Source organism: Cupriavidus sp. JZ107, assembly GCF_053903255.1.
The window spans coordinates 913,362-932,471 of record NZ_CP096481.1 but is presented as its reverse complement, the minus strand read 5'-3'; the positions used below and the strand labels follow the sequence as shown (position 1 = coordinate 932,471).

The window sequence follows — 19,110 nt, the reverse complement described above, 5'->3', positions numbered from 1 at the left end:
ATCCGTGCGTAATACCGGACGAATATCAAGGGCGGGAACGTCGAGCTTCCCTCAGATCGCCACCATCTCGAAGTCTTCCTTGCGGGCGCCGCATTCCGGGCAGGTCCAGTTGATCGGCACATCCTCCCACTTGGTTCCGGGCGGGATGCCGTCTTCGGGCGCGCCGGCGGCTTCATCGTAGATCCATCCGCAAATCAGGCACATCCAGGTCTTGTATTCCATAGGGTGGTGACGTCTCGATTAAAATTCAGCGCAGATGGTACCGAATCGACGCGCGGCGCGCCACCGGCATCCCGGTATTTGGCGCCGATATCGATGGCGATTGACGCGGATTGCGGCCGATCGCATACGGTTCGCGCGAATTGGCGTCCGCCCGCATCCGTCCCCGGCAGCGCCGCCCCTCCTCCTCCAGGCAGATCACGACATGTCACGAAACCAGCAGCTTTTCGACCGCGCCCAGCAGACCATTCCCGGCGGCGTCAATTCGCCGGTGCGGGCGTTCCGCTCGGTCGGCGGCACGCCACGCTTCATCCAGCGCGCCGAAGGTCCCTATATGTGGGATGCGGACGGCCAGCGCTATATCGACTACATCGGCTCGTGGGGCCCGATGATCGTCGGCCACGCCCATCCGGACGTGGTCCGGGCCGTGCAGCAGGTCGCCGCCGGCAGCTTCTCGTTCGGCGCGCCGACCGAGGCCGAGATCGAGATGGCCGAGGAAATCTGCAAGCTGGTGCCGTCGATCGAGCAGGTGCGGCTGGTGTCGTCGGGCACCGAGGCAACCATGAGCGCGCTGCGGCTGGCGCGCGGCTTCACCGGGCGCGATCTGATCATCAAGTTCGAAGGCTGCTATCACGGCCATGCCGACAGCCTGCTGGTCAAGGCCGGCTCGGGCCTGCTGACCTTCGCCGACACCACGCAGAACGCGCCGTCGTCGGCCGGCGTGCCGGCGGACGTCACGCGCCACACGATGGTGCTCGAGTACAACAACGTCGAGCAGCTGGAACAGGCCTTCGCCACCCACGCCGGCGAGATCGCCGCGGTGATCGTCGAGCCGGTGGCAGGCAACATGAACCTGGTGCGCGCCAGCGATGCCTTCCTGCAGGCGATGCGCAAGCTGTGCAGCGCCGATGGGGCCGTGCTGATCTTCGACGAGGTCATGACGGGCTTTCGCGTCGCGCTGGGCGGCGCGCAGGCGCACTACGGCATCACGCCGGACATGACGTGCCTGGGCAAGGTGATCGGCGGCGGCATGCCGGCGGCGGCCTTCGGCGGCCGGCGCGACATCATGGCCAAACTGGCGCCGCTGGGCGGCGTCTACCAGGCCGGCACGCTGTCGGGCAACCCGCTGGCGGTGGCGGCCGGCATGGCGACGCTGAAGCTGATCCAGGCGCCGGGCTTCCACGACCGGCTCGCCGCGCAAACCCGCAAGCTCGCCGATGGCCTGCTAGAGGCCGCGCGCGCCGCGGGCGTGCCGTTCGCCGCGGATTCGGTGGGCGGCATGTTCGGCCTGTATTTCCGCGAGGGCGTGCCGGCCAGCTTTGCAGAGGTCACGCAATGCGATACCGCGCGCTTCAACCGCTTCTTCCACGCGATGCTCGACAACGGCGTCTACCTGGCACCGTCCGCCTTCGAGGCGGGCTTCGTCGGCGCGCAGCACGACGACGCGATCCTCGAGGCGACCTTCGAGGCCGCGCGCCGGGCGTTCGCCGCGCTGTAAGGCCGCGGCCAGCCTGAAGGCCCTGCGCAAGGGCCCTGCGCAAGGGTCCGCTCCGTGGATGCATCAAGCGGCTGGTGCGCTACACTGCTGGCGTTCCGATGATCCACGGAGTTTTCCGATGCGCGCCTTCCTTTCTTCGTCGCCGACCTTCGCTTCGTCGCGATTTTCCCTGTCGTCGCTGCGGCCGCTGCGCTGGCTGCTGCTGGCCTGGCTGGCGAGCCTGCTGAGCGCCTGCGGCTACAACGACTTCCAGGCCAAGGACGAAGCCATCAAGGCGGCCTGGGGCGAGGTCGTCAATCAATACCAGCGCCGCGCCGACCTGATTCCGAACCTGGTCAATACCGTCAAAGGCTACGCCTCGCATGAGCGCGAGACGCTCGAAGCCGTGACCCGCGCGCGCGCCACCGCCACCAGCATCCAGGTCACGCCCGAGACACTGAACGACCCGCAAGCGTTCCAGCGCTTCCAGCAGGCGCAGGGCGAACTGAGCGGCGCGCTGTCGCGGCTGCTCGCGGTCGCCGAAAACTATCCGCAACTGAAGGCCGACGCCGCCTTCCGCGACCTGCAATCGCAGCTGGAAGGAACGGAGAACCGCATCACGGTCGCGCGCCAGCGCTATATCGCCGCGGTGCGCGACTACAACGTGCTGGCCCGCAGCTTCCCGACCAACCTGACCGCGATGATCTTCAACTACGAGGTCAAGCCCTCGTTCACCGTCGAGAACGAAAAGGCGATCTCGACCCCGCCCGCGGTCAAGTTCTGATTCTCGTGCCGATGATCTTCGCCGCAGGACTCTGGCGCTGGCTGCGCGTATCGGCGGCGTCGATGCTGATGCCGGTGCTGGTGCCGGTGCTTGCGCCGGTGCTGGCGCTGGCGATGCTGCTCGGCGTGGCCGGCGCGGCGCACGCACAAGCGCAGGCCGACGGCTTCGTTGCCGTGCCGCCGCTGACCCAGCGCGTCACCGACCTGACCGGCACGCTGGCGCCGGCGCAGCGCAGCGCGCTGGAAAACGTGCTGGGCGAATACGAGCGCACGCGCGGCAGCCAGATCTTCGTGCTGATGGTGCCGACCACCGATCCGGAAACGATCGATGCCTACGGCATCCGCGTGGCGGACGCCTGGCGCGCCGGCCGCCAGGGCATCGATGACGGCGTGATCGTGCTGATCGCCAAGGACAATCCGCCCGGGCTGCGCAAGATGCGGCTCGAAGTCGGCCGCGGCGTGCAGGGCTCGCTGACCGATGCGATGTCCAAACGGATCCTGCAGGACATCATGGCGCCGCATTTCCGCCAGAACGATTTCTATGGCGGCCTGGCGGCCGGCATCTCGGCGATCCAGGCGACCATCGACAAGGAAGGCTTGCCCGGGCCGCAGGCGCGCAAGCAGGCTCGGCAGAGCGGACTGGACGACTGGCTGCCGGTGCTGTTTCCGCTGCTGATCATCGCCTTCTTCCTGTTCTCGGCGACGCGCGGACGCCGGCGCCAGATCGTCGTCGGCCGGCGCGGCTGGGATACGGCTGCCGGCACGCTGGGGGGACTCGGCGGGCTCGGTGGCCTCGGTGGCGGCTGGGGCCGCCACCATGGCGGCGGCGGCTTCGGTGGTGGTGGCTTTGGTGGCGGTGGCGGCTTCGGCGGTGGCGGCGGCGGCGGCTTCGATGGCGGCGGCGCCTCCGGCAACTGGTAAGGGAACGACTCATGCCCACCCCTTCCGGCTCACCCTCCCCCTGGCGCGGCCTGCGGCGCGCGCTGCGCCATGCGCTGACCCCGGTCTCGTTCGCGCACCGGCACTTCCCGCCCGATGCCTTGTCGCGGCTGCAACGCGCGGTGCGCGACGGCGAACGGCAGCATCGCGGCGAAGTGCGCGTGGTCATCGAATCGAGCCTGCCGGCGGCGCAGGCCTGGGCCGGCGTGACGCCGCGCGAGCGCGCCCGCGCGCTGTTCGCCGCGCTCGAGGTCTGGGACACCGCCGACCACACCGGCGTGCTGCTCTATATCAACCTGGCCGATCATGCGGTCGAGCTGCTGGCCGACCGCGGCATCGATGCGCGCGTGGACCGCGAGACCTGGGCCGCGCTGTGCCAGTCGCTGGCGCACGGCCTCGCCACCGACCTGTCGATCGAGCCGGTATTGGCCACCGTGGCGCAGGTCCACGCGCTGCTGGCCCGGCATTTCCCGCAGCACGGCGACGGCAATCCGAACGAGCTCGACGACCGGCCGATCGTGCTGTAGCGCGGCGCTACGCTAGGCCGCGGTCGCGCCGCGATGCCGCCGCGCGCCCATCCAGTACCAGATCGCCGCCAGCACCTGCAAGCCGACGAGCACGGCCCATGCCGCCAGATGGGCGCGCACCGGATAGCGACCCTGCACCGCCGGCCACAGGTCGAGCACCATGCCGATGCCGAGCTGGCAGACGAAGATCGCCAGGAATACCGTCAGCGTCAGCGCGGTGGTCGCACGCCCAATCATCGCGCCGTCGAACTGGCGCGCCAGCACCGCGTAGGTCAGGATGCCGGTCGAGCCGAACACGCCGTAGCCGGCCCACAGCAGCCAGGCCGGCAACGGCGCGCCGGCCATCAGCAGCGCCTGCACCACGATGAACATCGTCATGCCGGCCCCGGCGAACACGTAGAGGCTGACGCCGAGCCGCTCCAGATGGCGTGCCGCCCAGCCGGTTACCACGCAGCCGCCCATCATCGCGAAGCCGATCAGCGAAACCAGCCGCGCCGCCTGCGCCGGCCCGACGCCGCCGACATCGCGCAGGAAGGCGCCGACCCACAGGCTCTGCACCGCCAGGAATACGCCCTGGTTCAGCAGCGTCAGCGGCACCACGCGCCAGAACGGCGCGCTGCGCAGGATCGCGACGGTGCCGCGCCATTGCGCGCCGAGGCTTTCGCGCGCGCCGGGCCGCGCCGCCTCCGGTGCGCCGAACCACAGCAGCAGCGCCATCGCCAGCGTGACGCCGCCCAGTCCCATGCAGACCGCGCGCCAGTCGACCAGCGACAACAGCCAGTCGAGCGGCATACCGACGACCACCGCGCCGAGGCCGCCGATCGCCATCACCAACCCGTTCAGCAGCGGCATGCGCGACAGCGGAAACCACATCGACAGCGCCTGGATCGCGGCCCCCAGGCAGACCGACACGCCGACGCCGATCAGCATGCGCCCGGCCGCCAGCGCCGCCATGCCCTCGCCCAGCGCGAACAGCAGCGTGCCGGCCGCCGCCACCAGCAGCAGCGCGGCCTCGGTACGGCGCGGGCCGAAGCGGTCCAGCAGCAGGCCGGCTGGCAGTTGCGCGCAGGCAAAGCCTAGGAAATAGCAGCTGGTGAGCAGGCCGAGATCGGCGGCAGACAGCCCCAATTCCCGCGACAGATACGGCGCGAAGCCGAAATTGACGCCGCGGTAGACGTAGGAAACGAAGAAGCCGAGCGAGAAGATCGCCAGCACGCGCCAGCGCAGGGCGCTGGCGGCGGCGGGAAGGCCCGACGGGAGGCCGGAAGGAGAATGCGTTGCGGTTGTCATGCGCGGATTGTCCGCGCTCCGGCGTGCCGGCACCAACGAAGAATTCCCGCCCGGATTGTGAGTAGAATTTGACGGCGCGCGTCCGATTGTGCCGCTTCCTCCATCTCTTTTTCCCTCGTCTCTTCCATCGACCCATGGCCCAGGTTCCGCATCTTCCCCCGCTGCAGGCGCTGCGCGCGCTGGAGGCGGCCGCGCGCCATCGCAGCTTCTCGCGCGCCGCCGAGGAACTGGCGCTGACGCACAGCGCGATCAGTCACCATGTGCGCGCGCTGGAGCAGAGCCTGGGCACCAAGCTGTTCCAGCGCGCTGGCGCCCGCATGCTGCCGACCAGCGTCGGCGCGCGGCTGGCCGAGCGGGTCCGCGCCGCACTGGACGGGCTGCAGCAGGCGCTGAACGAGGCCGGCGGGGAGGGCGAGCAACCCGCGGTCCGGCTCGAGGTCAGCGTGATGGCGGACCTCGCCAACGCCTGGCTGATCCGCCGGCTGCCGAGCCTGTACGAGGCGATGCCGATGCTCGACGTGCACCTGCGGCTGCACGCCGAGATCCCGCCGCCGGACCCGTATTCGGTCGACGTCGGCATCTGGCACCAGCGCGTCGACCTGCCCGGCTTCGAATGCCACCGGCTGATCGAGGACACCGTGATCGCGGTGGCCAGTCCCGCGCTGCTGGCCCGCTATCCCGGCTTCACGGTGACGGACCTGCCGCGCCTGCCGATGCTGCGCTTCGCGCTGCGCTCCTGGCGCGACTGGCTCGAGCAGGCTGGCCTGCCGACCCACGAGCCGGAGCGCGGGCCGATCTTCCAGGATGCCGGCATGCTGCTGCAATCGGCGGTCGCCGGCGTCGGCGTGGCGACGGCGCGCGCGTTGCTGGCGCACGACTACCTGGTCAGCGGCGCGCTGGTGCAGATTGGCGCCACGCGGATTCCGTCGACGCTGCAGTACTGGATGATCTGGCGCGAAGGCCATCCGCACGAAAGCGCGATCCGGCGCATGCACGCGTGGCTGCGCCAGCAGATCGAGGCGTCGCGCCTGCCCGACGGCAATGCCGATGCCGGTGCCGATGCCGATGCCGGTGCGCTCGACTGACACAGCGGCGTATCGGCGGGGGCCAGCCAGGTAACCCTTTCGCGTCGCGTGTTTCACAGCCGGAACACTTCGGCCGGGCGCGGATCCGCGGCGCCGTAGGCGCCCCGCTTACGTCAAATGGATGAGTCTTGCGCCCTTATGTGGCACACATGCGCAGCCGGTGTCACCAGTTCGCCCTCACCGGCTCATGCGCACGCCGCCCATCCAGCCGATGCCACCATGCCGCGGCGCATGCAGCGCTCCGAGTCGCCGTTTCCCCGGTAGTGCAGTGCTGTAAAGGTTTTGCAACCATTTTGGCTCGGCTGGCGGACCTGCTGCCCCATCGGAGAAAACCCTTCCCCGCTGCCAGTGCGGATGAAGTCATGTGCCAGGTGTCCGACGAAAACTGCCTTTTTCGCTACTTTCGGACCGAAGAATAAGAATCGTTCGCCTCATCCTTCGCGCCTTATGCACTGGAGTGCATCGCCCCGCGGCCGGGCCTCGTTCCATGCCGGATACAAGGTGTTACAAGATCCCGTCGATGTAACAAGTGCACGAAAGTAAACGTCATAAAAATCAACGCCTTATGGCGCGTGGCACGCTCATCGCTGAGCGAATCGTTACAAAACGCGTGCGGCCTCATGCAAGGCACGCCGCAACGCCGGGCAGATAAAGGCGGCACCACGACCGCCATGCGCGGCGCCACAACACAGGCGATGCGCCACTGGCCACTGGTCATTTCGAAGCAGCGGTCGGGCAATGGGAGGGTCTGCTCATTGCCTGGTTGGGGATGGGCGTCTTCGCGCAAGCGGAGAGCGGCGACGGGCACGTCTGTCTGGGACGGCTTGGCGCCGGCCGGAACCGAGGCGGGCGCGGGACCTTTCCCGCGCCCGCCTCGGCAATAAGAAGAATCCGGGGGAATCATCATGAGCGGCTCCATCACCCGCCCGCTGCTGTTCGTATCGCAGCACCACGAGGCCAATCTTTGCCGCTTCCTCAGCCAGCGTGGCTGGAAGCTGCTGTTCGCCGCCAACGCGCACGAAGTCGAAGCGCACCCGCTCGAGGAGCAGCCGATCGCCGGCCTGCTCGACCTGAGCGGCGAGATCGACGACATCGAACTGGAGGCGCTCGAGCCCTGGTTCGCGCAGCCCAATGTCGCGTGGATCGCGATGGTCGACTGCCGCGACCGGCTGACCCCGACCGCCCGCCGGCTGCTGGGGCTGTATTTCATCGACTATCTGACCGCACCGTTCGAATCGGTGACACTGGCGCAGCGGCTGGGGCACGCCTGGGGCATGGTGCAACTGCGCCAGGACAGCCAGGCGCCCAATGCGCGTGCACTGGGTCCATCGGGCATGGTCGGCGAATGCGAGGCGATGCAGGCGCTGTTCCGCGGCATCACCAAGGTCGCGCGCTGGGACGCACCGGTGCTGATCGGCGGCGAATCGGGAACCGGCAAGGAACTGGCCGCGCAGGCGATTCATCGCGCCTCGGCGCGTGCCGCGCAGCCCTTCGTCGCGCTGAACTGCGCGGCGATCCCGCCCGCGCTGCTGCAGTCCGAGCTGTTCGGCTACGAGCGCGGCGCGTTCACCGGCGCGCTCAAGCGCAAACCCGGCCGCATCGAGCTGGCCCAGGGCGGCACGCTGTTTCTCGACGAGATCGGCGACATGCCGCTGGAGAGCCAGACCAGCCTGCTGCGCTTTCTCGAGACCGGCTGCATCGAGCGGTTGGGCGGCACCGAATCGGTCGCCGTCGATGCGCGCATCGTGTCGGCCACGCACGTCGACCTCGAGGCCGCCGTGACCGCCGGCCGCTTCCGCCAGGACCTGTATCACCGGCTGTGCGTGCTGCGCATCCGTCAGCCCGCGCTGCGCGAGCGCGGCGGCGACATCGTGCTGCTGGCCGAACACATCCTGAACGAGATTCGCCGCCAGTCGCCGGCCCGCATCAAGGGCTTTTCGAACTCGGCGATGCGCGCGCTGACCGTGCATCGATGGCCAGGCAATGTGCGCGAACTGATCAACCGGATCCGCCATGCCTCGGCGATGTGCGAGGGCGGCGTGATCCGCCCCGCCGATCTCGACCTGCAGCCGCCGGCCGAGACGCATCCCTGCACGCTGGCCGCGGTGCGCGAGGCCGCCGAGTGCAACGCGATCCGCGAAGCGCTGCAACGCCATCACGAGCGGCTGATCGATGTGGCGGCCGAACTCGGCGTATCGCGCGTGACGCTGTTCCGGATGATGCGCGACTACAAGCTGCAGGTACGCCGGCAGGACCTCGGACTGGTGGTGCGCGAGGGCTGAGCGCCCTCGCACCATCGCGTCCCGTGACCGATCGCGCCCGGAGGCCGCCCGCATGCCATCCGCCAGCCCGCGGCCGCACGCCGCCGTCCGCCACACCGGCCTGCGCTACCTGCTGGTCGGCGCCAGCAATTCCGCGCTAGGCTTCGCCGCGATCTGGCTCGCGCTGCGCGGACTGGACTGGCAGCCGGCCGCGGCCAACGCGGCCGGCTATGCGGTGGGCTTCCTGTGGAGCTACGCGCTGAACCGGCGCTGGACGTTCGCGCATCGCGGCGATGTGCCCGCCAGCCTGTGGCGGTTCGGCATCGTTTGCGCGCTCGGCTACGCGGCGAACCTGGCGATGGTACTGATGTTGTCCGGCGAGCTGGGACCGCACAGCCTGCTCGCGCAATGCGGCGGCATGATCGTCTATACCGTGCTGACGTATCTGGGCGCGCGGCATTGGGCGTTTCCGCAGAGGCGGACGATGCAGGGACGAACGACGGCGGCCATGCGAGCGCCCGGCCCTTTCCCCGGCCCTTTCCCCGGCCCTTTCCCCGGCCCTTTCCCCGGCCCTTTCCCCGGCCCTTTCCCCGACCCTTTCCCCGACCCTTTCCCCGACCCTTTCCCCGACCCTCTCCCCGACCCTCTCCCCGACCCTCTCCCCGACCCTCTCCCCGACCCTCTCCCGCAAGCGGGAGAGGGAGAACACCATACGGGCGAGGAAGAACACCATGCGCCCGGTCGTGGCTCGGCAGGCGCCGGCCCCCGCGCGTCCCCTCTCCCGCTTGCGGGAGAGGGGTTGGGGGAGAGGGCAACAGGCGTTCGCCCCACGCGCACGCGCGCCGCTGGCCTTCGCGCCATTGCCAATCGGCTGCCGCTGCTCGCGCTGGTCGCCGCGGGCGCGACGCTCCCCTGGCTCGCCCCGTATCCCGCGATGATCGACCTGCCGCAGCATGCCGGCCAGGTCGCCGCGCTGCGCGATCTGCTGGCCGGCACCTCGCCATGGCGGCACGAGCTGCGCATCAATCCGTTCACGCCCTATCTGCTCGGCTATGGCGCCGGGCTGGCGCTGTCGTGGTGGATGCCGGTGACGGCCGCGCTGAAGCTGCTGCTGTCGGCGGCATACCTGGCCTATGTCGGCGCCGGTATCGCGCTGCGCCGGCGCGTCGGCGCCGATGCGCGGCTCGACTGGCTGTTCGTGCCGGGCTTCTTCGGCTTCGCCTATGAATGGGGCTTCCTGACCTTCCTGCTGGCGGTGCCGCTGGGCCTGCTGTTCCTGCTGCCCGCCTGGCGTCACGCGCGGACGCCGACGCTGCGGACCGGCGCGGCGATCGTGCTCGGCGGCGCGCTGCTGTTCGTCGCGCATGGGCTGGTGTTCCTGTTCGCCGGCGCGGTGGGCGCTGCCAGCGTGCTGTTCGCATTCGCCCGCCATGACGGCTCACGACCGACGACCCCGGCACCACCGACGCCGCGCAGCTTGCTGTTCGCGCTGATGCCCTACGCGGTGCTGGCGCTGCTCGCGCTGCTGTATGCCGGCCATGCGCAGCGGCTCGAAGCCACGCTCGACTACGCATGGCCGGCCATCGAATGGCGCTGGGACTGGATGCGCTTGCCGCTGCTGCTGGTGTCGCCCTGGGGCGCGTGGTCGACGCATCTGCCCTTCGCACTGGCCACACTGCTGATGCTGGCGGCGCCGTGGGCGATGGGCCTGCGGCCGCGCTGGCATCTGCCGCACGCCTGGCTGCCCCTCGCCGCCGTGCTGCTGATCTGGCTGTGCGTGCCGCACTACGCGATGCGCACCGCCTTCCTGTTCCAGCGCTTCGGGATCCTGCTGCTGCCCTGCTATGCGTTGCTGTTCGCGATGCCGGCCGGCACCGCCGGCCCGACCCGCGCGATGCGCGCGCGTTGGTGCGCGGTCGCGCTGTGCGCGGCGTGCGCGCTGCACCTGGGCTGGCAGGCGCGGCGCGCGCTGGCCTTCGCCGACGAGACGCGCGATTTCGACGCGGTGCTCGCCGCGGCCGCGCCCGGCCAGCGCGCCCTGATGCTGATATTCGAGGCCGGCAGCAAGGCCGCCGCGCATCCCGGCGCCTATCAGCACTTCCCGCTGTGGTACCAGGCCCGGCGGCAGGGGCTGGTAGATTTCAACTTCGCCTGGTTCCTGCCGCAGATCGTCCGCTATCGCGGCGGCCATGCGCCGCCCCTTGGCCCCGCCGAGGTGCTGGACAACGCCTTCCCGGCCAGCTTCGACTGGCACCGCCACGGCGCCGGACGCTATCGCTATCTGTTCGTGCGGCGCGCGACGCCTCTGCCCACGGGCTTTTTCGCCACGGCGGACTGCCGTGTCGAATCGGTGCGCTCCGCCGGGCACTGGTCGCTGTACGCCACGCGCGATTGCCCGCCGCGACCCGAGCGGCCTCTACCCTAGGAGAGCATCATGTCGCCGCAAGCCTATCTCGAAATGGCGCAGACCGAAGCCGACCACTGGTGGTTCCGCGCGCGCCGCGACATCGTCGCCGCGGTGCTCGCGCAGCTGGCGCTCCCGCCCGGCGCGGCGATCCTCGAGATCGGCGCCGGCACCGGCGGCAATCTCGACATGCTGGCGCGCTTCGGCACGGTCAGCGGACTCGAAATGGACGCGATGGCGCGACGGCTGGCCGTGGCCAAGACGGCCGGCCGCTATCCGATTGCCGACGGCCGTTGTCCCGACACGATGCCGTTCCGCCCGGGCAGCTTCGATCTGGTCTGTCTGCTCGACTGCCTCGAACACATCGGCGACGATGCCGGCGCGCTGCTGGCGGTGCGTGGACTGCTGCGGCCTGGCGGCGCAGCGCTGATCACCGTGCCGGCACATCCGTGGCTCTGGAGCCGCCATGATGTCTTTTTGCACCATCAGCGCCGCTATCGCCGTACCGCGCTGAGCACGCGCCTCGGTAACGCCGGGCTGCGCGTGGAAACGCTGAGCTACTTCAACACCGTGCTGTTTCCGCTGGCGGTGGCGGCGCGCTGGCACGACCGTTTGCGCGACGCGCTGCATGCGCGGCACCCCGAGCATGGCGTGCCCGGCGAGGCCGGCGGCTCGACCGGCACCGCGATGCCGCCGGCGTTGCTGAACGCACTGCTGTACGCGCTGTTTCGCAGCGAGCGGCTCTGGCTGCGGCATGGCACCTTGCCGTTCGGGGTATCGCTGCTGGCGGTGGCGCGCGCGGTCTAGCGGACGGCCGCCGCCGACAGGAAAACGCCGCGGCCGTCGCCTGCCGCGGCGCAATTGGCGCTGATCGATGGGGCCAAGCGTCAGCGCGTCCGCGCGCCGCGCTGCACCGCCGCCAGCTCGATCACGCGGCGGCCGCCGATCCCCTGCGTGGCGGGACGCTCCTGGTAGCGCCGGCGCACCAGATAGATCGGACGGCCCTTGGTCTCGTGATAGATCCGGCCGACGTATTCGCCGACCACGCCGACGCCGATCAACTGCAGTCCGCCAAAGAACAGCAGCGCGCACAGCAGCGAGGCGTAGCCCGGCACGTCGACGCCGAGCCACAGCGTGCGGCCGATGATGAAGCTGCCATAGCAGAAGGCGGCGAAGGCGACCGCCAGGCCGATATAGGTCCAGCTGCGCAGCGGCACCGTGCTGAAGCTGGTGATGCCCTCGAGCGCGAAGTTCCACAGCCGCCAGCCGGAGAACTTGGACTGCCCCGCGCTGCGCGGCTCGCGCGTGTACGGAACGGTCACCGTATGGAACCCGACCCAGGCGAACAGTCCCTTCATGAAGCGGCGCCGCTCGGGCAGGCTCTTCAGCGCGTTGACGACCGCGCGGTCCATCAGGCGGAAGTCGCCGACGTTCTCCGGCAGCCGCAGTTCCGACATGCGGTTGTGCAGCCGGTAGTAGGCGCCGGCGGTCACGCGCTTGAGCCACGAATCGCAGGCACGGTCGACGCGCTGGGCCAGCACCACCTCGGCGCCGTCGCACCAGCGCGCCACCATCTCGCCGATCAGTTCGGGCGGGTCCTGCAGATCGACATCGATCGGCACCACCGCATCGCCGAACGCCTCGTCGATGCCCGCCGTCAGGGCAGCCTCCTTGCCGAAGTTGCGGGTCAGGTCGATCACGCGGATGCGCGGATCGGCGCGGGCCTGCGCCAGCAGCCGCGGCAGCGTGTCGTCGCCGCTGCCGTCGTTGACGCAGACGATCTCGAAGCGGATGCCGGGGATCGCTTCGAGCACCGGGATCACGCGCGAGAAGAACGGCACGATCGCGTCGCTCTCGTTGTAGCAGGGCGCGACCAGCGACAGCAGGCGGGTATCGCGCTGCCAGGGCGTCCGGCGATCGCGGGACGCCATCAACGGGGAAGTGAAGGAAGCGCTGGGCGATGCATCGCCCGCGACATCGCCATCCGGGCCGGCAGATGAAGCACAGCACCGACCGTCCTCCGCGGCGCCATGCTGGCCGCCTTTGGGGGCGCCCTCCCCGGCGCCCCCGGCGGTTCTCCTCCCCGCTCCAGCAGGGTCGCGGCGGCGCGCGGCCGCTCCGCCGATCCTGTCATGTCGTGACATGTCCATTTCCCCCGTCGGTGGCGACATCGGCGGCAACATCGGTGCCGCTGCGCCATGCACGGCGCAATACCGCGGCCATGCCCAACGCCAGCAGCTGCACCCCGCCCTGCCACTGCTGCGCCAACGCATTGGCGAACATCAGCAGCGGCATGCACCACAGCGCGACCAGCAGCAAACGCTCCCCCGGCATCCAGCCGCGCCGTACGCCTTCCACCGCGAGCCCCGCCACCGCCATGCCCAGCCACGCGAGCTCGTAGTACCAGAGATACGGCGTGGCCAGCATCGCCGCCAACGCCAGCGCGGCGGTTCGCAGTCCGGTGTCGCGCTGGCGGCGCCATACGCAGGCCAGCGCCCCGATCGTCGCCAGCGTCAGCGCCGCCTGCAACGCGTAGGCCAGCGCCGGCGCGCCGCCGGCAAGCCGCACCGAGGCCAGCAGCGTCGGGCTGACGTACCAGGCGCGAATGCCTTCATGAATCAGCATGTCACCGACATCCGCGGTCGCGGTCAGGAAGGCCGGCACCGTATGCCAGCCGAACGCGGCGATGCTGGCCGCCGCCAGCAGGGCCGCGGTCAGCGCCGCGGCGGCCAGCGCCCGCCATTCGCGCCCGGCGATCAATGCCACCGGAAACATCAGCGCCAGCTGCGGCTTGATCGCCAGCAGGCCGATCAGCACACCGGCCAGCACCGGCCGGCGCGGCAGCAGCACCAGCGCCCATGCGGCGAGGGCCGCGGTCAGCAACGCGTTCTGGCCGATGGTGGCGGCGAGGAACAGGCCGGGAAAGGCCAGCAGTGACAGCAGCACCGCGCCGCGCGCGGCCCTTGGCGGGGCAGCCAGCGCGGTCACGCGCAACAGCGCCGCGAGATAGCCGGCCGCCGACAGGCCGATGAAGGCGGCATAGCTCCATGCGAACGGCAACCACGCCAGCGGCAGCACCACCCACAGGAAGGTCGGCGGATAGAGCCAGGGCAGATAGAAGCCGGAGTCGGGCGGCACCGAGCCATGCGCAGCGATCACCGGCTGCAGCTGCGCGTAGTCGTAGACCGCGAGCGCCCCGGCGCCGCGCAGCAGGTGCGACGCGCTCCAGAACACCGAGAAGTCGGCACCGGGCCGAACGATCGTATCGAGCGTGAAGCCCTGCGTGATCCACGCCCACGCACAGACGATCGACAGCTGCGCGACCAGCATCGCACCTGCATACAGGCGCATGCGCTCCAGCGTCAGCCAATGCGGGCGTGCGCGCGGCGGTGTGGCGGCAATGGAAGCGGAGTGGACGGTCATCGGGTCGCTCTCGTTGGCGTCGAACGGCGACACGCGGTCGCCTTGCTCTTCGTTCTATCAGACGCTGTCCGCGGCGCAAGGCGGGCCGGCCGCCGCAACGACGGCGGCGCGGGCGCTGTGCACGCCGACGTTTCCGCGCGGAAGCACGACGCACCGGCGCGCCGTGCCGCCTGCGATTGCCGCGTCCGGCGCCGCTTTGCGCGTTGTCGGCAGGCCGCCGATCGACGGCCATCGGGCAACGCCGCCGGCGCGGGACAGCGCCGTGTCGAGCGGCAACGTTTCAAACGGGAAACACGGTACCGGCGTGGAACAGCCGCGCCAGATGGATGAGCGCGGCGGCGATGCGGGAGCGCGCCGCTCTCGTGCAAAAGGATGAGCTTCGCCTGCACGCGCACCGCGACGACATCGGCGCCGGATGGCCAGCCTCATCCATTGCGGCGAGGACCGCCGCCGGAATCACGGGACCAGCGCGGCTCCACCACACCCCCACCGCGCCCCCACCTCGCCACGCCCGCGTGCCACACCATCGCCCGGCGTTTCCGCGCGGAAACGATCGCCGGTTCGCACCCCTGCCGCCCAGCTTGCCGGCAAGCGCCGGCCGACCGCACGGCCTTGTGGCGCAAGGCATTGCAGCGGGCTGGCAAAGCTCTTGCCTTATGTCGGCGACAAGGCAGCCGGCGACAAGGCAGCCGGCGACAACGCCGCCCGCAACCGCCGCCGCAGCCCGGACCGCAAAGCGAACCACGCGGCGACGACGCGAGCGACCTCGACCCGCGGACGCACCGCACAGCGACAGGACACCGATCATGCTGACCAATCCGCATCGCCTCACGCAGCGCCCCGCCTCGCGGGGATCGCGTCCGCATCGCGCGCCGCTGTCGCACGGCTCGCGCCGCGGCGAGGCTTCGGCACCGCCGCATGCCACGCCGCGCCATGCACGGCGCGAGCACACGCACCGCCGCGTGCGCCGCCCGGCGGCGGGGGAAGCGGAAGGTCACCACAGCGGCCGCCGCGACAGCCGTCCGCCTGGACACGGCGGCGGACACGGCCGCTGGCCCTTCGATGCCTGCGCCGCCTGCGGTCCTCCGCGCGCCGCGGCCCCCCGCAGTTCAACCGCAGCAGTTCAACCGCAGCAGTTCAACGCAAGTCGTGCCCTGCATTCCAACCGAAGGAGAGCGCCATGCAAGACCTGATTCAACAAGCCAAGCTGTTCGTCCAGGACGATGACGGCGTCACCGCCATCGAGTACGGCCTGATCGCCGCGCTGATCGCCATCGTCATCATCGCCGGCGTCAAGCTGGTCGGGCAGAACCTGAGCACCGTGTTCGACAAGGTGCAGTCCGCGCTGAAGTAAGGCGAGCCACGCGCCGATGTGCTCGGCGCGATCGATACCCGCGGAGGCCGGCGTTCCGGCTCCGCGGGCCCGCGCCACCTACTGGAGACACCGATGCGCGCGCAAGCGAATTCCCTCCGCGGCTTCGTCGACGACGATCACGCGGTCACCAGCATCGAGTACGCGCTGATCGCGATGCTGATCGCGCTGGTGATCATCGTCTCGGTCAAGGCCGCCGGCGAGGCCCTGAGCAATATCTTCGACAAGGTCGCGTCCTCGTTCTGACGACGCGGCCCTGCCCCGACCCAACGCCCTGCACCGTGCGACCGGAGCCCGCCATGCCGAACCCGCATCTCGCCACGATGATCGGACCCGCCGCGATGATCGGACCCGCCGCGATGCTGCTGGTGCTGGCCGCCGCGGCCAGCGATCTGCATTGCCGCCGCATTCCCAACTGGCTGACCTTCGGCGCCTGGCTGCTGGCGCTGCCGGTACAGCTGGCGCTGTCCGGCCTCGGCGCCGGTGCGCTGTCCTGGGCCACCGGCTGGCTGACGGGGCTCGCGATGTTCCTGCCGATCTATCTGCTGCGCGGCATGGCCGCCGGCGACGTCAAGCTGATGGCCGCGGTCGGCGCCTGGCTGGGCGCGGGCATGGCCTTCGACATCGCGCTGACGGCCTTCGTGCTGGGCGGCGTCTGGGCACTGGGCTGGACGCTGTGGCACGGCAATCTGCGCCAGCTGCGCGAGAACGTGGTGCGGATCGTGCTGGCGCCTGGCGCGTTCAACCCGGACCGGCGCAAGCCCGCGGTACTCGACGCGTCGGTGTCGGTCGGCGCGATGCCCTACGGCGTGGCCATCGCCGCCGGCACGATCGCGATGCTGTTCGCGTCGGCATAGCCACCAGCACAGAGCGGGGGATCCCATGATCGAGCAAACACCGAATGCGCCGATACACGGTCTGCCGGGCGTGGCCAATGCCGCGGCCAATGCCGGCGGCCATGGCCACTCGCGCGCGCCGGCCAACGCCGCCACGGGATGCGCCACAGAATGCGCCCAGCCGCAACCATGGCATGTGGCCCCGCGCACCGTTGCCGATACGGGCATCGACATCACGATGCTCGGCACCCTGCTGATGAAGGCCGCCTATCTGTACCGCAACGTCACGCTGCTGCAGCTGGCCGAGACGCTGCGCCTGCCCGGCTCGGTGATCGGCGAGATCGCGACCGCCTGCGTGCGCGAGAGGCTGCTGGAGATCGCGCATCGCGGCGCCAGCGACCTGGACGTGCGCTACCGGCTGACCGACGCCGGCTATGCGCGCGCCGCCGAGTTCGCCGCGCGCTGCAGCTATGCGGGCCCGGCGCCGGTGACGCTGGACGCCTACCTGGAAGCGGTGCGGCACCACTCGGTGCGCGACGCCAGCGTGTCGAAGGCCGATGTGGCCGCCGCGCTCGGCGACATGGTGGCCGCGCCCCATATCGTCGACGAGGCCGGCATCGCGTTGAACTCGAGCACCGCACTGCTGCTGTACGGTCCGCCCGGCAGCGGCAAGACGTTCCTCGCGCGCCGGCTGCGCGAACTGATGCCGGGCGCGGTGCCGGTGCCGCACGCGATCACCGTGGCCGGCGAGATCATCCAGGTGTTCGATCCGCTGGTGCACGTGCCCTTCGACGAGGGCGGCTACCCCGGCTGGGGGCGCGGCGCGGACCGGCGCTGGATCCTGTGCCACCGCCCCGCGGTGCTGACCGGAGGCGAGCTGACGCTGGACATGCTGGACCTGCGCTACGACGCGGTCGCCGGCTACTACCAGGCGCCACCGCACATGAAGGCCAACAACGGCGTCTACATCGTCGACGATCTCGGCCGCCAGCTGGTCGGCGTCAACGAGCTGCTGAACCGGTGGATCGTGCCGCTGGACCGCGGCGTCGACATGTTCACGCTGCACAGCGGCGTGCGCTTCTCGGTGCCGTTCGACGTATGGCCGGTGTTCTCGACCAACCTGGACCTGGGCGCGCTCGGCGACGACGCCTTCCTGCGCCGGCTCGGCAGCAAGCTGTTCGTCGGCCCGCTCGCCGAGGATGACTACCGCGAGGTCTATGCGCGCGCCGCCCGCGCGCTTGGCCTGCACGGCGCCGACGACGTGTTCCGCTTCCTGCTCGAGGGCTTGCACCTGGCCGACGGCATTCCGCTGCTGGCCTGCATCCCGGGCGACCTGCTCAAGCTGGTCGACTCGGCCAGGCGCTATCACGGCGGCGAGCCACGCGTCAGCGAGGAAGCGCTGCGGCGCGCCTGGCACGCGTATTTCGGCCGCGAGATCGGCGACGGCATGCGCTGGCGCAGCGGCTCGCGCGCTACGGCGCGATAGCTTCGTCGAGCTCGGACGACGGACAAGGAAACAACGAAAAAACGAGGGAAACGAGGGCAACTTCAGGGGAGAGCTTCCATGAAAAACGCACGGGCAATGTTGATGCTTCTGGTCGCACTGGCCGCGGGGGTAGCGGCCGTGGTCGCGGCCTCGCGCTGGCTGATGCAGCAGTCATCGAACTCGGTCGCGCAGGTGGTGGTCGCCGCCAGCGACATCAACCTGGGCCAGCCGATCGGCCCGGAAAACCTGCGGCTGGTCAGCTGGCCCAGCGCCAGCGTGCCGCCCGGCGCCTTCACCAACGCCGCGCTGCTGCAGGGCCGTGTCGCGCGCACCAGCGTGCTGCGCGGCGAACCGGTGCTCGAGGCCAAGCTGGCGCCGCAGGGCACCAAGGGCGGCCTGTCGGCGGTGATCGGCGAAGGCAGGCGCGCGATCACGGTGCGCGTCAACGACGTGGTCGGCGTGGCCGGCTTCGCGCTGCCGGGCAATCTGGTCGACGTGATCGTCAACACCGCCGCCGACGCCAGGCGCAACGGCGCGGGCAGCGGCGACGCCAGCATCTCGAAGATCGTGTTGGAGAAGATCCTGGTGCTGGCGGTCGCGCAGCAGGTGAGCCGGGACGATACCCAGCCCAAGGTGGTCAACGCGGTGACGCTGGAGGTCACGCCCGAACAGGCCGAGAAGCTGGACGTCGCGCGCAGCGTGGGCACGCTGTCGCTGGTGCTGCGCAATCAGGTCGACCTGGCCGCCGTCGACACCGAGGGCGCCACCAAGACCACGCTGCTTGGCACGCCCGCCGCCGCACCGGTGCCCGCGCCGCTCAAGGCGGTCAAGGTCAGCGCACCGGCGCGCCCGCGTCCGGCCGCGCCGGCCCGCGCCGGCCACTGCATCGGCGTGTTGTCCGGCGTGCAGGGCAGTCTCGAATGTTTCTGACGCCGAAGGTTTCCGGCAGCACGGCAACGGCATGACTGGGCATGCCGCGAATCACGCAGCACCAATTCTCTCCGGGGG

18 protein-coding genes are annotated in these 19,110 nt (G+C 70.3%); 14 read left to right on the top strand and 4 right to left on the bottom strand.

All coding sequences use genetic code 11. The features are described from left to right. Positions 1 to 51: 51 nt before the first annotated feature. Entirely contained in the window at positions 52 to 222 is a 171-nt protein-coding gene (locus M1D55_RS13830) for a rubredoxin (protein WP_006577065.1), read from the bottom strand. A gap of 202 nt (positions 223 to 424) precedes the next feature. Here M1D55_RS13830 and hemL point away from each other — a divergent pair, with 202 nt between their 5' ends. The 4 genes from hemL (at position 425) to M1D55_RS13810 (ending at position 3,945) form a co-directional block, all read left to right on the top strand. Then, positions 425 to 1,717 (top strand): glutamate-1-semialdehyde 2,1-aminomutase, encoded by a 1,293-nt coding sequence (gene hemL / locus M1D55_RS13825; RefSeq protein ID WP_023265209.1) that lies wholly within the window; start codon positions 425 to 427, stop codon positions 1,715 to 1,717. Between the two features lie 118 nt (positions 1,718 to 1,835). Further along, positions 1,836 to 2,480 (top strand): LemA family protein, encoded by a 645-nt coding sequence (locus M1D55_RS13820; protein WP_006577066.1) that lies wholly within the window; start codon positions 1,836 to 1,838, stop codon positions 2,478 to 2,480. 62 nt (positions 2,481 to 2,542) lie between these two features. Further along, entirely contained in the window at positions 2,543 to 3,400 is an 858-nt protein-coding gene (locus M1D55_RS13815; RefSeq protein ID WP_064576121.1) for a TPM domain-containing protein, read from the top strand. An 11-nt stretch (positions 3,401 to 3,411) separates the two neighbouring features. Next, a complete protein-coding gene (locus tag M1D55_RS13810) occupies positions 3,412 to 3,945 on the top strand; it encodes a TPM domain-containing protein (RefSeq protein ID WP_064575815.1) in 534 nt (177 codons plus the stop codon). Between the two features lie 12 nt (positions 3,946 to 3,957). On the opposite strand, the gene M1D55_RS13805 is transcribed toward M1D55_RS13810, so the two are convergent. Then, positions 3,958 to 5,235, bottom strand: coding sequence for an MFS transporter (locus M1D55_RS13805; protein ID WP_064575811.1), 1,278 nt, complete (start codon positions 5,233 to 5,235; stop codon positions 3,958 to 3,960). A gap of 134 nt (positions 5,236 to 5,369) precedes the next feature. On the opposite strand from M1D55_RS13805, the gene M1D55_RS13800 reads away from it, so the two are divergent. The 4 genes from M1D55_RS13800 to M1D55_RS13785 all read left to right on the top strand — a co-directional run bounded on the left by M1D55_RS13800 (position 5,370) and on the right by M1D55_RS13785 (position 11,792). Further along, complete coding sequence (locus M1D55_RS13800; protein ID WP_064575809.1) at positions 5,370 to 6,320, top strand: LysR substrate-binding domain-containing protein; 951 nt, start codon at positions 5,370 to 5,372, stop codon at positions 6,318 to 6,320. Between the two features lie 905 nt (positions 6,321 to 7,225). Continuing rightward, positions 7,226 to 8,602, top strand: coding sequence for a sigma 54-interacting transcriptional regulator (locus M1D55_RS13795; protein ID WP_456282417.1), 1,377 nt, complete (start codon positions 7,226 to 7,228; stop codon positions 8,600 to 8,602). Positions 8,603 to 8,654: 52 nt separating this feature from the next. Next, a complete protein-coding gene (locus tag M1D55_RS13790; RefSeq protein WP_456282416.1) occupies positions 8,655 to 11,006 on the top strand; it encodes a GtrA family protein in 2,352 nt (783 codons plus the stop codon). A 9-nt stretch (positions 11,007 to 11,015) separates the two neighbouring features. Beyond that, complete coding sequence (locus M1D55_RS13785) at positions 11,016 to 11,792, top strand: class I SAM-dependent methyltransferase (protein ID WP_456282415.1); 777 nt, start codon at positions 11,016 to 11,018, stop codon at positions 11,790 to 11,792. A gap of 80 nt (positions 11,793 to 11,872) precedes the next feature. Here M1D55_RS13785 and M1D55_RS13780 read toward each other — a convergent pair whose 3' ends face one another. Together M1D55_RS13780 and M1D55_RS13775 are read right to left on the bottom strand one after the other, a co-directional pair. Continuing rightward, on the bottom strand, positions 11,873 to 12,916 hold the full coding sequence (locus tag M1D55_RS13780) for a glycosyltransferase family 2 protein (RefSeq protein ID WP_023264417.1): 1,044 nt from the start codon (positions 12,914 to 12,916) through the stop codon (positions 11,873 to 11,875). A gap of 199 nt (positions 12,917 to 13,115) precedes the next feature. Then, complete coding sequence (locus M1D55_RS13775; protein WP_456282414.1) at positions 13,116 to 14,408, bottom strand: glycosyltransferase family 87 protein; 1,293 nt, start codon at positions 14,406 to 14,408, stop codon at positions 13,116 to 13,118. Here M1D55_RS13775 and M1D55_RS13770 point away from each other — a divergent pair. The 6 genes from M1D55_RS13770 (at position 14,386) to cpaB (ending at position 19,032) form a co-directional block, all read left to right on the top strand. After that, positions 14,386 to 14,784 carry a hypothetical protein gene (locus tag M1D55_RS13770; protein ID WP_456282413.1) on the top strand — a complete coding sequence of 133 codons (399 nt, stop codon included), beginning with the start codon at positions 14,386 to 14,388 and terminating at the stop codon, positions 14,782 to 14,784. The two genes, M1D55_RS13775 and M1D55_RS13770, sit on opposite strands and share 23 nt — an antisense overlap. A gap of 804 nt (positions 14,785 to 15,588) precedes the next feature. Continuing rightward, positions 15,589 to 15,762: a Flp family type IVb pilin gene (locus M1D55_RS13765; protein WP_456282412.1), complete on the top strand. Its 174-nt coding sequence runs from the start codon at positions 15,589 to 15,591 to the stop codon at positions 15,760 to 15,762. A gap of 93 nt (positions 15,763 to 15,855) precedes the next feature. Continuing rightward, positions 15,856 to 16,026: a Flp family type IVb pilin gene (locus tag M1D55_RS13760; RefSeq protein ID WP_082928505.1), complete on the top strand. Its 171-nt coding sequence runs from the start codon at positions 15,856 to 15,858 to the stop codon at positions 16,024 to 16,026. A gap of 53 nt (positions 16,027 to 16,079) precedes the next feature. Next, positions 16,080 to 16,637, top strand: a complete 558-nt coding sequence (locus tag M1D55_RS13755) for an A24 family peptidase (RefSeq protein WP_456282411.1) — start codon at positions 16,080 to 16,082, stop codon at positions 16,635 to 16,637. A gap of 25 nt (positions 16,638 to 16,662) precedes the next feature. Further along, positions 16,663 to 18,102: an ATP-binding protein gene (locus M1D55_RS13750; RefSeq protein ID WP_456282410.1), complete on the top strand. Its 1,440-nt coding sequence runs from the start codon at positions 16,663 to 16,665 to the stop codon at positions 18,100 to 18,102. Positions 18,103 to 18,180: 78 nt separating this feature from the next. Further along, positions 18,181 to 19,032 (top strand): Flp pilus assembly protein CpaB, encoded by an 852-nt coding sequence (cpaB, locus tag M1D55_RS13745; RefSeq protein ID WP_456282409.1) that lies wholly within the window; start codon positions 18,181 to 18,183, stop codon positions 19,030 to 19,032. The last annotated feature ends 78 nt before the right edge of the window (positions 19,033 to 19,110 follow it).

What these genes read in the sequence shown, in the direction of transcription:
- M1D55_RS13830 (WP_006577065.1), bottom strand. Translation starts at nt 222, where the DNA reads ATGGAATACAAGACCTGGATGTGCCTGATTTGCGGATGGATCTACGAT.
- hemL (WP_023265209.1), top strand. Translation starts at nt 425, where the DNA reads ATGTCACGAAACCAGCAGCTTTTCGACCGCGCCCAGCAGACCATTCCC.
- M1D55_RS13820 (WP_006577066.1), top strand. Translation starts at nt 1,836, where the DNA reads ATGCGCGCCTTCCTTTCTTCGTCGCCGACCTTCGCTTCGTCGCGATTT.
- M1D55_RS13815 (WP_064576121.1), top strand. Translation starts at nt 2,543, where the DNA reads ATGCTGATGCCGGTGCTGGTGCCGGTGCTTGCGCCGGTGCTGGCGCTG.
- M1D55_RS13810 (WP_064575815.1), top strand. Translation starts at nt 3,412, where the DNA reads ATGCCCACCCCTTCCGGCTCACCCTCCCCCTGGCGCGGCCTGCGGCGC.
- M1D55_RS13805 (WP_064575811.1), bottom strand. Translation starts at nt 5,235, where the DNA reads ATGACAACCGCAACGCATTCTCCTTCCGGCCTCCCGTCGGGCCTTCCC.
- M1D55_RS13800 (WP_064575809.1), top strand. Translation starts at nt 5,370, where the DNA reads ATGGCCCAGGTTCCGCATCTTCCCCCGCTGCAGGCGCTGCGCGCGCTG.
- M1D55_RS13795 (WP_456282417.1), top strand. Translation starts at nt 7,226, where the DNA reads ATGAGCGGCTCCATCACCCGCCCGCTGCTGTTCGTATCGCAGCACCAC.
- M1D55_RS13790 (WP_456282416.1), top strand. Translation starts at nt 8,655, where the DNA reads ATGCCATCCGCCAGCCCGCGGCCGCACGCCGCCGTCCGCCACACCGGC.
- M1D55_RS13785 (WP_456282415.1), top strand. Translation starts at nt 11,016, where the DNA reads ATGTCGCCGCAAGCCTATCTCGAAATGGCGCAGACCGAAGCCGACCAC.
- M1D55_RS13780 (WP_023264417.1), bottom strand. Translation starts at nt 12,916, where the DNA reads ATGGCGTCCCGCGATCGCCGGACGCCCTGGCAGCGCGATACCCGCCTG.
- M1D55_RS13770 (WP_456282413.1), top strand. Translation starts at nt 14,386, where the DNA reads ATGGAAGCGGAGTGGACGGTCATCGGGTCGCTCTCGTTGGCGTCGAAC.
- M1D55_RS13775 (WP_456282414.1), bottom strand. Translation starts at nt 14,408, where the DNA reads ATGACCGTCCACTCCGCTTCCATTGCCGCCACACCGCCGCGCGCACGC.
- M1D55_RS13765 (WP_456282412.1), top strand. Translation starts at nt 15,589, where the DNA reads ATGCAAGACCTGATTCAACAAGCCAAGCTGTTCGTCCAGGACGATGAC.
- M1D55_RS13760 (WP_082928505.1), top strand. Translation starts at nt 15,856, where the DNA reads ATGCGCGCGCAAGCGAATTCCCTCCGCGGCTTCGTCGACGACGATCAC.
- M1D55_RS13755 (WP_456282411.1), top strand. Translation starts at nt 16,080, where the DNA reads ATGCCGAACCCGCATCTCGCCACGATGATCGGACCCGCCGCGATGATC.
- M1D55_RS13750 (WP_456282410.1), top strand. Translation starts at nt 16,663, where the DNA reads ATGATCGAGCAAACACCGAATGCGCCGATACACGGTCTGCCGGGCGTG.
- cpaB (WP_456282409.1), top strand. Translation starts at nt 18,181, where the DNA reads ATGAAAAACGCACGGGCAATGTTGATGCTTCTGGTCGCACTGGCCGCG.